This is a genomic window from Nonomuraea sp. NPDC004186 (assembly GCF_053603495.1).
The window spans coordinates 352,327-365,450 of the sequence record NZ_JBSGFQ010000001.1; the positions used below are offsets into that span (position 1 = coordinate 352,327).

Annotated in this window: 15 protein-coding genes; 9 read left to right on the top strand and 6 right to left on the bottom strand. The window is 71.0% G+C overall.

Going from position 1 to position 13,124, the window contains the following annotated elements; translation table 11 throughout:
* Positions 1-34: 34 nt before the first annotated feature.
* Complete coding sequence (locus ACWEPL_RS01545) at positions 35-1,627, bottom strand: FAD-binding oxidoreductase (RefSeq protein ID WP_452434672.1); 1,593 nt, start codon at positions 1,625-1,627, stop codon at positions 35-37.
* Positions 1,628-1,658: 31 nt separating this feature from the next.
* On the opposite strand from ACWEPL_RS01545, the gene ACWEPL_RS01550 reads away from it, so the two are divergent.
* From ACWEPL_RS01550 to ACWEPL_RS01565, 4 genes are all read left to right on the top strand, one after another.
* Entirely contained in the window at positions 1,659-2,168 is a 510-nt protein-coding gene (locus ACWEPL_RS01550; RefSeq protein WP_192786458.1) for a TetR/AcrR family transcriptional regulator, read from the top strand.
* A 16-nt stretch (positions 2,169-2,184) separates the two neighbouring features.
* On the top strand, positions 2,185-3,696 hold the full coding sequence (locus tag ACWEPL_RS01555; RefSeq protein WP_452434655.1) for a glycerol-3-phosphate dehydrogenase/oxidase: 1,512 nt from the start codon (positions 2,185-2,187) through the stop codon (positions 3,694-3,696).
* 112 nt (positions 3,697-3,808) lie between these two features.
* Positions 3,809-4,669 (top strand): sucrase ferredoxin, encoded by an 861-nt coding sequence (locus ACWEPL_RS01560; protein WP_355194584.1) that lies wholly within the window; start codon positions 3,809-3,811, stop codon positions 4,667-4,669.
* Between the two features lie 100 nt (positions 4,670-4,769).
* Positions 4,770-5,081 carry a WhiB family transcriptional regulator gene (locus tag ACWEPL_RS01565; RefSeq protein ID WP_080036407.1) on the top strand — a complete coding sequence of 104 codons (312 nt, stop codon included), beginning with the start codon at positions 4,770-4,772 and terminating at the stop codon, positions 5,079-5,081.
* 110 nt (positions 5,082-5,191) lie between these two features.
* Here the strand turns inward: ACWEPL_RS01565 and ACWEPL_RS01570 are convergent, their stop codons facing one another.
* A complete protein-coding gene (locus tag ACWEPL_RS01570; protein ID WP_350722646.1) occupies positions 5,192-5,599 on the bottom strand; it encodes an NUDIX hydrolase in 408 nt (135 codons plus the stop codon).
* A gap of 77 nt (positions 5,600-5,676) precedes the next feature.
* Between ACWEPL_RS01570 and ACWEPL_RS01575 the strand changes: the two genes are divergently transcribed.
* Positions 5,677-6,318, top strand: a complete 642-nt coding sequence (locus ACWEPL_RS01575) for a DinB family protein (RefSeq protein WP_452434657.1) — start codon at positions 5,677-5,679, stop codon at positions 6,316-6,318.
* Positions 6,319-6,347: 29 nt separating this feature from the next.
* Here ACWEPL_RS01575 and ACWEPL_RS01580 read toward each other — a convergent pair whose 3' ends face one another.
* Together ACWEPL_RS01580 and ACWEPL_RS01585 are read right to left on the bottom strand one after the other, a co-directional pair.
* Complete coding sequence (locus ACWEPL_RS01580) at positions 6,348-6,581, bottom strand: DUF397 domain-containing protein (protein ID WP_138698722.1); 234 nt, start codon at positions 6,579-6,581, stop codon at positions 6,348-6,350.
* A 135-nt stretch (positions 6,582-6,716) separates the two neighbouring features.
* Positions 6,717-7,598 carry a helix-turn-helix domain-containing protein gene (locus ACWEPL_RS01585; protein WP_363965747.1) on the bottom strand — a complete coding sequence of 294 codons (882 nt, stop codon included), beginning with the start codon at positions 7,596-7,598 and terminating at the stop codon, positions 6,717-6,719.
* Positions 7,599-7,829: 231 nt separating this feature from the next.
* On the opposite strand from ACWEPL_RS01585, the gene ACWEPL_RS01590 reads away from it, so the two are divergent.
* A complete protein-coding gene (locus ACWEPL_RS01590) occupies positions 7,830-8,201 on the top strand; it encodes an ATP-binding protein (protein WP_452434659.1) in 372 nt (123 codons plus the stop codon).
* Positions 8,202-8,215: 14 nt separating this feature from the next.
* On the opposite strand, the gene ACWEPL_RS01595 is transcribed toward ACWEPL_RS01590, so the two are convergent.
* Both ACWEPL_RS01595 and rsgA read right to left on the bottom strand, forming a co-directional pair.
* Positions 8,216-8,848 carry a phosphoribosyltransferase gene (locus ACWEPL_RS01595; RefSeq protein ID WP_355194576.1) on the bottom strand — a complete coding sequence of 211 codons (633 nt, stop codon included), beginning with the start codon at positions 8,846-8,848 and terminating at the stop codon, positions 8,216-8,218.
* Between the two features lie 57 nt (positions 8,849-8,905).
* Positions 8,906-10,003: a ribosome small subunit-dependent GTPase A gene (gene rsgA / locus ACWEPL_RS01600; RefSeq protein ID WP_363965751.1), complete on the bottom strand. Its 1,098-nt coding sequence runs from the start codon at positions 10,001-10,003 to the stop codon at positions 8,906-8,908.
* 282 nt (positions 10,004-10,285) lie between these two features.
* Here rsgA and ACWEPL_RS01605 point away from each other — a divergent pair, with 282 nt between their 5' ends.
* From ACWEPL_RS01605 to ACWEPL_RS01615, 3 genes are all read left to right on the top strand, one after another.
* Positions 10,286-10,864 (top strand): sigma-70 family RNA polymerase sigma factor, encoded by a 579-nt coding sequence (locus ACWEPL_RS01605; protein ID WP_350722658.1) that lies wholly within the window; start codon positions 10,286-10,288, stop codon positions 10,862-10,864.
* Positions 10,861-11,574: an anti-sigma factor family protein gene (locus ACWEPL_RS01610; RefSeq protein WP_363965753.1), complete on the top strand. Its 714-nt coding sequence runs from the start codon at positions 10,861-10,863 to the stop codon at positions 11,572-11,574. The genes ACWEPL_RS01605 and ACWEPL_RS01610 overlap by 4 nt, the downstream gene beginning before the upstream one ends.
* Positions 11,575-11,736: 162 nt before the next feature.
* Positions 11,737-13,023 (top strand): CHRD domain-containing protein, encoded by a 1,287-nt coding sequence (locus ACWEPL_RS01615; protein ID WP_452434662.1) that lies wholly within the window; start codon positions 11,737-11,739, stop codon positions 13,021-13,023.
* Positions 13,024-13,124: the final 101 nt, after the last annotated feature.

Below are 13,124 nucleotides of genomic sequence, written 5' to 3' on the forward strand. Positions count from 1 at the left end.
GCCAACGGCGGCGGGCGGGTGGGAGTGGGCCGGGCTACGCGGGTGGGGGTGGGACGAGGGCGCCGGGGTTGAGGATTCCGGCGGGGTCGAGCCGGTCCTTGACCGCCCGCAGGATGCCCATCCCCACCGGCCCCACCTCGGCCGCATAAGCGTCTCGGTGGTCGCGTCCGACCCCGTGATGGTGGGTGATCGTGCCGCCGGCCGCCACGATGGCCGCGTTCACCGCCTCCTTGGCGTGCTCCCACTGCGCCACCGGGTCCCCCTCCTGCGCGACGACGACCGTGAAGTACAGCGAGGCGCCGGTCTCGTACACGTGGGAGACGTGGCACATGACGAGCGGCGAGCCGAACGCGCCCGCCAGGGCAAGCCGCACCGCGTCGTAGAGCCGTGGCAGGTTGGCCCAGAAGCCGGCCGTCTCCAGCGTCTCGACGGTGGCCCCGGCCCCGAGCAGCGAGTCGCGGAGGTACGGCGCGGAGAAGCGCCCGTGCTCCCACGCCTCCCCCGGCCCGGCGCCCAGCGGCTCGCCTCCCATCCGGGTCAGCACGGCGGCGGCCCCGGCCTGCCGGGCGGCCGCCGAGCCCCATCCGGAGGCCGAGGCGGGGGTGCTCTCGTAGCCGGCGATCAGGAGGCAGCCCGAGCCGCCCGACCCGATGGCGTCCGGCTTGGCGAGGCCGATCATGGTCTCGGTCTCGTCCGAGAGCCGGAGCACCGTCGGGAGCGGCCCCTCCTGGGCGAGTGCGCGCACCGCCGCCGTCCCCTCCGCGAACGTCCCGAACCGCCACCCCTCGTACCGCCGCTCGTCAGGAGCCCGCCGCACCCTCAGCCGCAGGGACGTGATGACCCCGAAGGCGCCCTCGGAGCCCAGCACGAGCTGGCGCAGATCGGGCCCGGCCGCCGACTTGGGGGCGCGCCCGAGGTCCAGGGTGCCGGTGGGCGTGGCCACCGTGAGGCCCACGACCATGTCGTCGAAGCGCCCGTACCCGGCGGAGGCCTGGCCGCTGGAGCGGGCCGCCGCGAAGCCGCCGAGGGTGGCGTACTCGAAGGACTGGGGGAAGTGGCCCAGCGTGAGGCCGTGCGCGGCGAGCAGCCGCTCGGCCTCGGGGGCGCGTACGCCGGGCTCGAAGGAGGCCACGAGGGACTCCGGGTCCACGGAGAGCAGGCGGTCGAGCCGGCCCAGGTCGAGGGCGATCAGCCCCGTGAAGCCCGAGCCGGAGCCGGTGAGGCCGCCCACCACGGAGGTGCCGCCGCCGAAGGGGATCACGGCGACGCGTTCGGCGGAGCACAACCGCAGCAGCTCGGCCACCTCCTCGTGCGAGCCGGGCAGCACCACCGCGTCCGGCGCGGCCGAGCCGTCCCCCGCGCGCATCCGCAGCAGGTCGGGGGTGGACTTGCCGCGCGTGTGGCGGACGCGGGCCTCGTGCGAGGTCAGCACGTACGCGGAGCCGACCACCCCGGCCAGCGCGCCGAGCAGCGGCTCGGGCAGGGCGACCGGCGGCAGGCGCACCGATTCGAGGCCGACGGCGGGGACGTCCGGGGCGCGGACGCCGAGGAAGTCGCGCAGGAGCGCGCGGACCTGTTCGGGCAGTTCGCGGGCGAGAGCCGGGTCGCCCCAGCCGGACCACAGCATCGGTTCTCCAGTCACGCTTACACTGTGACACATGACGTCGATTCGTCACAATGATGGGGTGCTGGACGCGGCCCGCGACTGCGTGCTGGCCTATGGCGTGCGCAGGACGACGCTCACCGACGTGGCGCGCCGGGCGGGGGTGTCGCGGATGACGATCTACCGCCGCTGGCCCGACGTGCGCACGCTGGTCGCGGACCTGATGACCAGGGAATGGGTGCGGGTGGTCGAGGAGCTCGACCTGGCGGACCCCGTGCGCGCGGTCGTCGAGGGGGTCAGGGGGCTGCGCGCCCACCCGCTGTGGCGGAAGATCGTGGAAGCGGATCCGGAGCTGCTGCTGCCCTACCTGCTCGACCGGCGCGGCGCCAGCCACGAGGCGATACTCGAGGTCCTGGAGCGCGCCGTCGGGGATCCGGGCAGGGCGCGGGCGGTGCTGCTGGTGGCGCAGTCGTTCCTGCTGTCGGCGCCCACGATGCTCGGCCCGGTGACCATGGACGAGCTCGACGGCGAGCTCACCGCCCTGCTGGAGGCCTATCTTGGATAGCTCGCATGGAGGCACCTTGGACAACGGCTCGCTGAACGCCCGCAGAAGATCCCGTGAGCTGCGCCGCGTCGCGGAGGAACGGCTCGACGTGCTGGTGGTCGGGCTCGGCGCGACCGGCGCCGGCGCCGCGCTGGACGCGGCTTCCCGGGGGCTCAGCGTAGCGGCGATCGACGCGCACGACCTGGCTTTCGGGACCTCCAGGTGGAGTTCCAAGATGATCCACGGCGGCCTGCGCTATCTGGCCAAGGGGCAGGTGGACGTCGCCTACGAGAGCGCGGTCGAGCGCGGCATCCTGCTCCGCACGACGGCTCCGCACCTGGTCGCGGCCCACCCGTACCTGCTGCCGCTGACGAAGGCGGTCTCGCGGCGGCAGGCGGCGCTCGTGATGAGCGGCTACCGGCTCGGCGACGGCCTGCGGGCCGCCGCTCGCACGCCGCGCCGGCTGCTGCCCGGCCCGACGCGGCTGAGCGCGGCCCGCACGCGCACGCTGGCGCCCGTGCTCGACGGCGACGGCCTGCGCGGCGCGCTCCTGTCGTGGGACGGCCGGCTGCTGGACGACGCCCGCCTGGTCGTGGCGATCGCCAGGACCGCCGCCGCGCACGGCGCCCGCGTGCTGACCCGCTGCCGCGCGCTGCGGCTCACGGACGGGCCCTCGGACCGGGGCGCGCTGGTACGCGACGAGCTGACGGGCGAGGAGTTCGACGTCCGCGCCAGAGTGGTGATCAACGCGGCCGGGGTGTGGGCGGGCGGGCTGGATCCCGAGGTGAAGCTGCGTCCCTCGCGCGGCACCCACCTCGTGCTGACCCAGGGGACGCTGCCCGGGCTGATCGCCGGCATGCATGTGCCCATTCCCGGAGAGACCAACCGATTCGCGCTCGTACTCCCCCAGCGCGACGGCCGCGTGTACGTCGGCCTCACCGACGAACCGGTGGACGGGCCCGTCCCCGATGTTCCGGAAGTGCCCGAGGAAGACGTCAGAACGCTCCTGGAGGTGCTGAACGGGGTTCTTGAGACTCAGGTGACCCGGGAGGCGGTCGCGGGCGCGTACGCGGGCCTCAGGCCCCTTCTGGCGGCCGACGGCCACACGGCCGACATCTCGCGTAGACACGCCGTTCTCGCGCATGACGGGATCGTCACGGTCGTCGGCGGCAAGCTCACGACATATCGGCGGATGGCCGAGGACGCGGTGGATGAAGCGGTCTCGTCCGGGAAACTCCGGGCGCGCCGGAGTCGTACCAGAAAGATCCCGCTCGCCGGGGCGGGCCCGCGACCGTCCGGGGTGCCGCACCGGCTGGCCGAGCGGTACGGCAGCGAGGCCGGCGCCGTGCACGAGCTCGTCAAGGCGCACCCGGAGGAGGTCGGGCTCGGCATCACCGAGGGCGAGCTGGTCTGGTCGGTCCTACACGAGGGCGCGCTCGACGAGGGCGACCTGCTGGACAGGAGGACCAGGATCGGCCTGGTCAAGCAGGACAGGGACCGCGCACTGCCCGCGACACGGGACGTGTTGGACCGAACCGCCCGCGACTGACCCCACCAATCCGTTAGGTTAGTCTTACCTAATTCGGGTTGGAGAGGGAGAACAGGCGTTGGCAAGGGGCTGCGAGCATCCGAACGGGTGCCACACCGGAGGGGTTCCGACGTTGGCCAGCGCCACCGTGGGAGCCCGGCTGTGGCTGCTCGTCGAATACACCGGCGCCTGGCCGTCGCACCTGGAAAACTTCGAACTTCCTGAAAAAATCTCCGAACTGGTCCGCCGGGCGCTCGAGCGCGGTATCAGGCCCCAGTTGATCCGCCGGCCGGGAAAGCGAACCCGCCCACAGGAGCAGGGGATCCGTGTGCTACTCGCGTACGCGGTAGGAGACCGGCCCTGGTTGGCGAGCGGTGTCGTCGCAGGTCCCGACGATCTTGACCTCGACGCGCTCGTGGCGGGAGTGGTCCCGGAGTCCTGCATACTTGAAGACGAGCCGGTATTTCTGGTCTGCACGCACGCCAAGCGCAATGCGTGCTGCGCCCGCATTGGACTACCCCTCGCTCGCACGCTGGCCGATTCTTTGCCGGACAGAGTGTGGGAAACGTCACACGTTGGCGGCGATCGCTACGCCGCCAACCTGGTGTGCTTGCCACACGGAATTTTCTACGGCAGCATGTCTCAGGCTGCTGCACTGGCAGCGGCTAACGCGTACCGGTCGGGCGAGGTCATTCTCGACCGCTACCGGGGACGCGCAGGCATCCCTGAGCCATTGCAAGCCGTGGAGCACTTCGCCCGAGCCCATACGGGAGAGTGTTCTGTCGGCGCGGTGGCCGTGGAATCCTCCAGGTCGGACGGTGACGTCACCGAAGCGCTCGTACGCTGCGGGGACGTCCGGTTCCAGGTTGTGGTTGAGCCATCGGCGTTCACAGCGCCGTGTGGTACGGCTTGCGCCGAGACGATCACCACCTACCGGCTGGTTTCGCTGGACAGGCTCACGCCTGTGCGGTACGCCACGCCCGCTCTCGCCTGAACAGGGAACATCGCGGCCCAACGTTGCGTTGGAACAGTGACGCCATAAGCGTCCAATGCGGCCCAATTACCGAAATACCTCTCACGAAGGTGGTTTTCTCATGTCTCAGGTACGTCGGCAGCTCGCCCGCCCGCGCCCCAGCTGGGGTTGGCAGGATGATGCCGCGTGCCGGGGTGAGGACCTCGTGCTCTTCTTCGGCCCCGACGGGGAGCGGCAGCCCGAGCGTGACGTACGTGAGCGGAAGGCCAAGGCGATCTGCGCCCAGTGCCCCGTTCGCAACGAGTGCCTTGACTACGCGCTGTCCCGTCCGGAGAAGTACGGCACGTGGGGCGGTCTCAACGAAGACGAGCGCGCCTCCGAGCGTCGTCGTCGCATGCGCCGCGCGGCCAGCGCCGGCATCTCCGCCGCCTGACATACCCGGCAGCGTCACCATCATCGCGTGATCAAGCAGTTGTCCCGATGAACCGGAGCCTGGCCCTCCATGCACAGGCTCCGGCGAACCCGGTCGGGACAACTGCCTGATCAGGCAGCACCTCCGAGAACACCGGCCCGCACGAGCAGCGGCACCACCTGGTCGCGCACGGCAGGCGCGAGACGCGGCACATAAGCGTCACGCCCGTCCGTCCACCCCAGCGCCGCCAGCTCCGCGGCCGGTCTCGGATCCCCCGAAACCCTGGCGGTGAAGACCGTCATGCGCATGGGCACGCCCTCCAGCGCCGCCACGTCCTCCACGTGGTCGAGCAGGGCCAGGTCGTGCGGGGTCACCCCGAGCTCCTCGGCCAGCTCGCGCGCGAGCGTCTCCTCCGGCTCCTCCCCCGCCTCGGGCTTGCCCCCCGGCAGGTAGAAGACGTCCGGAGCGGCCTGCTTGCTCACGACGAGCAGCCGCCCCCGGTCCACGACCGCCGCGGCGACCACGCGCAACACATCCATGCCCGACAGCATCCCACGCGCCACCGACAAACCGGGCTCTCCGGAGATTGTCGCACCCGGCCGATAGGGTGCCCGGCATGACAGAATCCGAGCTCTCCCCCGTGACGGCCGACGACCTCGACGAGGCCGTCCGGCTGGCCGTCGCCGCCCTCCGCGGGGCGCCCGAGACCGCGTGGGACCGCAAGGCCGGCACGCTGGAGTGGACGTGCTGGGAGACGGTCGAGCACCTGGCCGACGACCTGTTCGCCTATGCCGCCCAGCTCGGGCTCAGGATGCCGCCGCTGGACACGTACGTCCCGTTCATCCTGGAAAGTCGCAGGCCGGAAGGCCCCGCCAACACCATCCACGCCGACCCCAAGGCCGGTCCCGTCGGGCTGCTGCAGGTGCTGGAGTCGTGCGGCGCGATGCTGTCCGCCATGGTGCGGACCACGCCGCCGGAGGTCCGCGCCCACCACGGCTTCGGCGCGGCCGACCCCGAGGGCTCGGCGGCGATGGGCATCGTGGAGACGCTCGTCCACACCCACGACCTGGCCGACGGGCTCGGGCTCGGGTGGGCGCCGCCGGCCGGGATGTGCGCCCGGGTGCTGGGACGGCTGTTCCCCGACGCCCCGCGCGACACGGATCCGTGGACGACCCTGCTGTGGGTCACCGGGCGCGCCGACCTACCCGGCCGCGAGCGCCCGGTGAAATGGCGCTGGTACAGCGCGCCGCGGTCCTGAGCGGCGCGTGCTCCCCTAAACGTCAGACCTCAGACGATCAGATCGTCGAATTCGCCGTCCTTGGCCCCCAGGACGAACGCGGTGATCTCCGCCTGGGTGTAGACCAGCGCGGGACCTTCGGGAAAACGTGAGTTACGCATGGCTATCTCCCCCGTGGGCAGGTTCGCGACTTCGACGCAGTTGCCGTTGGGGTTGCTCCGCTTGCTCTTGCGCCAGACGACAGGAAGGCGGCCGGCGGACGTTCCGTTCCGGAACTCATGCATGGGGGCAGCTCCTCGCGATCTTACGGATGCACGTGCATCCGCGTTTGCGAGGAGACAATACGGTAACGCGTCGGTCTCCATATAGCGGACGACCAAAAAGCCAGATATGGGGTGGGTCACAGGGATATCAGCAGCTCATCGGGAAAGCAGGCGTTCCAGGAAGCGCCTGGTCTCCTTGGGCTCCTCGGCCTGGATGCTGAGCCGGTCCATGACTTCCATGTAGTTGTCGGAGTCGGCGGGTTTGTCCAGGTAGAGGGCGCTGGTGAGCTGCTCCATGTAGACGACGTCGGGCAGCTCGGGCTCGGGGAAGCGCAGGATGCTGAACGGGCCCCCGGCCGCCGCGTGGCCGCCGCGGTCGAACGGCATGATCTGCACGGTGACGTTGCGCTCGGCGGTGAGGTCGAGGAGATGGGCGAGCTGCGCGCGCATGATCTCGGAGCCGCCGATCGTACGGCGCACGACGGCCTCGTCGATCACCGCCCAGACCGTCAGCCCGCTCTCCAGCCGCCCCTGCCGGGTGGTGCGCACCGCCACGCGGCGGTCGAGCTCCACCCTCGGGGCCTTCTCGTGGGCCAGTTCGATCACGGCCCTGGCGTAGTCGGGGGTCTGGAGGAGGCCGGGCACGAACTGGTTCTCGTACGTACGGATGCTGGAGGCCGCGCCTTCGAGGCCGATGTAGACCTCGAACCAGGGCGGCAGCACGTCGCCGTACTTGTGCCACCAGCCGGGGGCGTTGGCCTGCTTGGCCAGGGCGAGCAGCGGCTCGCGCTCGGCGGGGTCGGTGACGCCGTACAGGGTCAGCAGGTCGGCCACGTCGCGCTGCTTGAAGCTGACCTGGCCGAGCTCCAGCCGGCTGATCTTGGCGTGAGATGCGCGAATCGAGTACCCGGCGTCCTCGCGCGAGATACCCTTCTCCGTGCGGAGCCTGCGCAGCTGAGTGCCCAGCAGGATCCGCAGCACCGTCGGGCTTCCCGGCGAATGGTTGAGAAGCTTCCCTTCCGCGCTCTCTGCGCTCACTCTGCCGCTCCTAGGTCATCTGCACGTGCAGATGCGATTCGCATCCGTAAACGACGAAAAGTCTTGCATCGGTCAGCACTCCCCGTAAAGATGGGCATTGGATCACCAGACCGCGCTTCGGGGGCCAGAATGACGACTTTCGACGCTCGGCCGCAAGCCGCCATCGGTTCCCGGCCACCAGGATGGCTTTTTTCCATTCTGGTCGAGGGGCATGCCTGGGAGTGCGACGCGGTGTTCCCCTTCCATCAGCGGGTCGCGCTCGAGCCCGCCTGCGTGGGGACGGCACGGCGGTTCGTCGACCAGACGCTGACCACGTGGGGGGTTCCGGGGCCGGCCTTCGACGCTCAGCTGGTGGTGTCGGAGCTGGTGACCAACGCGATGCGGCACGGCGGCGGGGCGGCGCAGCTCCGGCTGCTGTCGCACGGGGCGGAGCTGGCGTGCGTGGTGACCGACCACAGCCGGACCGTGCCGGTGGCGACGGCTCCCGACGTGTTCTCCGAGTTCGGGCGGGGGCTGCGGCTGATCGACGCCCTCTGCACCGCCTGGGGCTGGTTGTCGCCCGGCGGCGCCCGCAAGCTCGTCTGGGCCGTGCTCGCCGCCTGACCCCCCGTACGTCCTCATCGCCGCGCCCGGTCGAGCAGTTCGAGCACGTCGGCGTCGGTGAGCTGGTCGAAGTGCTCGTACCACTGGCCGACCGCCCTGAAGTCGATCGGCGTCAGCAGGACCACCACCTCGTCGGCCTCCCGCCGCAGCGAGCCGACGGTCTCGCGGGCCCCGACCGGCACGGCCAGCGTCACCCTGGCGGGCTTGGCCGTGCGGACCGCCCTGAGCGCGGCGCGCGCGGTGCCGCCGGTGGCCAGGCCGTCGTCCACCACGATGACCTCGCGTCCCTCCAGCGAGGGCAGCGGGCGGTCGCCGCGGTAGGCGAGCACCCTGCGGGCCAGCTCGCGCCGCTCCTTCTCCACCACGTCCGCCACTGACTCGGGCGTCATGCCGAGGCGGCGCAGCAGCGTGTGGTCGAACACGGGTTCGCCGCCCTCGGCTATCGCGCCCACACCCAGCTCCGGGGTGGGCGGATAGCCGATCTTCCTCGTCACGAGGACGTCGAGGGGGGCGCCGAGCCTGCGCGCGATCGGCAGGGCCACCGCCACGCCGCCGCGGGGCAGGGCGAGCACGACGGGGTCGCGCACGTCCTCCAGGCGCTCGGCCAGCAGCTCCCCGGCCTGGGCACGGTCTGCGAAGAGCTCCATGACCAGTGCCCTACCCGCTCAAACGCGCTCCTCGCCTCACCCGCGGCGGCCGGGCCACTAGGGCCGGCTGCGGCCCGAGCGGCGCATCTCCTTGGTGATGAGCTTCCACTTGCTCAGCTGCTCCTTGCGCAGGCGGGCATCGGTCCTGGAGGCCATCCAGGCCGCCTCCCGCTGCAGCTTGCGCCAGCTGTCCAGCCGCCGCTCCGGCAGCTCACCGGTCTCCAGGGCGGCCAGCACCGCGCAGCCCGGCTCGCCGGAGTGCCCGCAGTCGCCGAAGCGGCAGAGCCCGGCCAGCGCCTCGATGTCGGAGAAGACCAGGTCGACGCCGTCGGCGATGTCGTACAGGCCGATCCGCCGGATCCCGGGCGTGTCGATGACCAGCCCGCCCCCGGACAGCGGGATGAGCTCCCGGTGCACGGTGGTGTGCCGGCCCCGCCCGTCGGCGGCGCGCACCTGCTGGGTCTCCATGACGCTCTCCCCGGCCAGCGCGTTGACCAGGGTGGACTTGCCGGCTCCCGACGGGCCGAGGATCACGGCCGTACGGGACCCCTCCAGGTAGCCGGCGACCAGCGGGACCCCGTCGCCGTGCAGGGACGAGACCGCGTGCACGTCCACGCCGGGCGCGGCCACCCGGACGTCGTCGAGCAACTGGTCGAGACCGTCCTCAAACAGGTCGGACTTGGTGATGAGCACCACGGGCGTGCCGCCGGACTCCCAGGCCAGCGCGACGAGGCGCTCGATGCGGCCGAGGTCGGCGAAGTCCGTGGAGTGCATGGACGGCTCGGCCACGAAGACGACGTCGACGTTCGCGGCGAGCACCTGGCCCTGGCCGTCGCCGGACAGGCCGCCCACCGAGTCGCGGCTCACGCCGCCCCTGATGAACGCGGTCGTCCGCGGCAGGACTTCATCGAGCTCGTAGCGGCCCTCAGGGAGCAGCCTGAGCGCGACCCAGTCGCCCACGCACGGCAGCGCGACCGGGTCGGCGGCCGCCGCCCTGCGGACGCGGGCGCCGTACTTGACCTGAAGCTGACCCTCGGCCGCGATCACCTCGGCGGCGCCGCGGTCGACGCGGGCCACGCGGGCGGGGACGGTGTCAGCGGGCAGCTCGGCGGCGCGGAGAGCGGTCCAGCCGAGCAGGGAAAGATCGTGATTCAACGCAGTGAAACCTTTGATCGAGAAGGGAAACCCGGCAGCTCAGCGGAGCCCGGGGAGGTGGACGAAGGGCACACGGAACGCGATGACCCGCATAGTCCTCACCTCCTCGATCAGTTGCCGCAGACTCTACGCACCTCTCCGCAGGGACGCAATCGGATTAAGTATGGCGATCTGTTGAACCCTGCCTGGGCGGCTGGCCGTACCACCTGCCGACGGACCCGAGAAAGGGGAATGATGCACACCAGCACTTATCCCCCGCCCTCGGCCGAGGGAGCCGCCCCCATGGGGAAGCCGCGTTTTCGACACTGGATCCGCCGCGTACGGCCGGATGACGGGGTGCCAAATGACGGGGTGTCAAATGACGAGGCGGCAGTGTCCGCGCTCTACCGGGAGTATCACAGGCCGCTGCTGGCCTTCGTGATCAGGTTGACGGCGGGCGATCGGCAGTGGGCGGAAGACGTGGTGCAGGAGACCATGATCCGGGCTTGGCGCAGTGCGGAGCAGCTCGATCCCGAGTCGGTCTCGCTGATGCCCTGGCTGGCGACGGTCGCCAGACGTATCGTGATCGATGACCGGCGGCGCCGGGACGCCCGCCCTCGGGAGTCGGGTGACGGGCCGCTGGAGACGATGCCCGTGCCTGACGAGATGGAGGGCCTGCTGCACCAGGTGGTCGTGTCAGAGGCACTGAAGACGTTGTCGCCGGCACACCGCGAGATCCTCAACGAGACGATCTTGCGAGACCGGTCGGTCAACGACGCCGCCGAGGCGCTTGGCATCCCGGTCGGCACTGTGAAGTCCCGGGTCTATTACGCCGTTCGCGCGCTGCGGATCGCACTTGAGGAGAGGGGGGTGACGGCGTGACTTCGAGAGTCGAGCACACAGACGTGGGCGCGTACGCGCTCGGTCTGCTGGAGGAGGACGACAGGCACGCCTTCGAGGCCCATCTCCTGGGCTGCGCCCCCTGTCGCGCCGAGCTGTCCGATCTGTCCGGCATGGCCAGCGTGCTGAGCGGGATCGGCCCGGTGGAGGACTACGGGGCGCCGTCCCCCGAACCGGTGATCGACCTGCTCCAGCGCAAGAAGAGGACGGACAGGAAGACCCGCAGGGGGACGTTCGTGATCGGGATGGCGGCGGCGGTCACGCTGGTGGCCGGCGGCCTGACGGTCGGCACGCAGCTCTCCGTCGGCGACGTCCCCCCGATGGCCGCCCAGGGGCACGGCAGCCACATGGGCCCCGCCGAGCAGTTCTTCGCCGACGGCACGCCCATCGAGGGGAAGGGCGTCGACGGGGTCACCGGAGGGCTGGTGGTCGAGTCGAAGGCCTGGGGCACGCACGCCGCGCTCAAGCTGGCCGGGGTGAAGGGGCCGCTCGAGTGCGAGCTGGTCTCGGTCGGCAAGTCGGGTGAGCGCCGGGTGATGACCGGGTGGTCCGTACCTCCAGCCGGGTACGGAGTGCCGGGTTCGCCCGATCCGCTCTACATGCACGGCGGCAGCGCGACGCCGCTGAAGGACATCGATCATTTCGAGGTGGTCACTTCGGCAGGCAAGAAGCTGCTCACCATCACCGCCTGACCCGACAGGCGCCACAAGCCCTCCCGCCGCTGGTGGGAGGGCTTTTCATGCCTTCGGGCCTGTGTGCAAAATTACGGATTCGCGGGTTGAACCTCCCCCGATACCCGGCGCGTACTGCCTGCCGTACCAACCGGAATATCAAACCGTTTAAGAGGTTTAGCCATGTTCATCCGAAAGTTCGCGATTCCTGGCACGCTGCTCGCCGCCGCCCTGCTCGCCTCCCCCGCTTCGCCGGCGAACGCCTCCGGTGACGACGTCTATCTCGCCGCCGGCCTGCGCGGCGACAACGAGGTGGGCGTCAAGGGCGACGCCGACGGCCGCTCGACGGTCGTGATCAGGATCAGCGGGAACGAGGTCACGTTCGCGGCCCGCTGGAACAAGATCGGGACGCCCACCGCCGGCCACGTCCACCTGGGCGCGAAGGGCGTCAACGGGGACGTCAGGCTCGAGTTCTTCACCAAGCCGCTGCCCGCCGGCGTGCTCGGCGTCACCGGCACCGTCAGGGCCGACAACGACCTGGTCAAGGCGCTCATCGACAACCCCGGCGGCTTCTACGCCAACCTGCACGACGCCGACCACCCCAAGGGCGCGGTCCGCGGCCAGTTCCACCGGCTGAACAAGCCGATCGACCTCAACGGCGTGCTGCAGGGCAGCAACCAGGCCACGCTCTCCACGCGCGCCGACGGGGCGCAGGAGGTGCCGGAGAACGACGGCAAGAAGCGCGGCGACCAGGACGGCCAGGCCAGCTGGTGGCTGCGTCCCGGCGGCTCGTCCATCGCGTACACGGCCTTCTGGTCGGGCCTCGGCGCGGTCACCAACGGCCACCTGCACAAGGGTTCCGCAGGCGGGAACGGTCCAGTGGTCGCCGACCTGTTCGCGGGCGCCCTGCCGGAGAACCTCACCGGCGTCGCGGGCGAGGCCCCGGTCGCCGCCGGCGTCGTCAAGCGCATCGCCGCCCACCCCAACCGCTACTACGCGAACCTGCACACCTCCGACTTCGACGGCGGCGCCGTGCGCGGCCAGTTGTCCGACCGGCCGTTCACCCACCCGCGCGCGCTCACCGCCGACGTGCTGCGCGGCGCGCAGATCTACTCCTGCACGGCGCAGCCGAGCGGCGGGTACGCCTTCACCCAGCTCGGCGTCTCGGCCAAGCTGCGGCGCGGGATCGACCACTCGTTCGTGACGCCCGCCGCCGGACCGCCGCAGTGGATAGCTCCAGACGGGAGCGCGGTGCGCGGTGCGGTCGTCACCAAGACGCCCAACGGCGACGGCAACATCCCCGAGCTCGTGCTGGACGCCACCCAGGCGGGCAAGGACAGCGGGCTCCTCGCGCACGCCACCCAGATCCTGCGCCTGAACACCACCGGCGGCGTCGCGCCGTCCGGCGCCTGCACGCCGGGCTCCGAGGCCCGGGTCCCGTACGGGGCCGACTACCTGTTCCTGGGCTGAGGCTTCCGGGGGACGATTCGGTCCCGTCCCCTGGAACGCCTTCCCCGGTCGATCTCCGATATTCCGCGAGGCCGCTTTCCACGAGCTTTGAGGCATGAAGG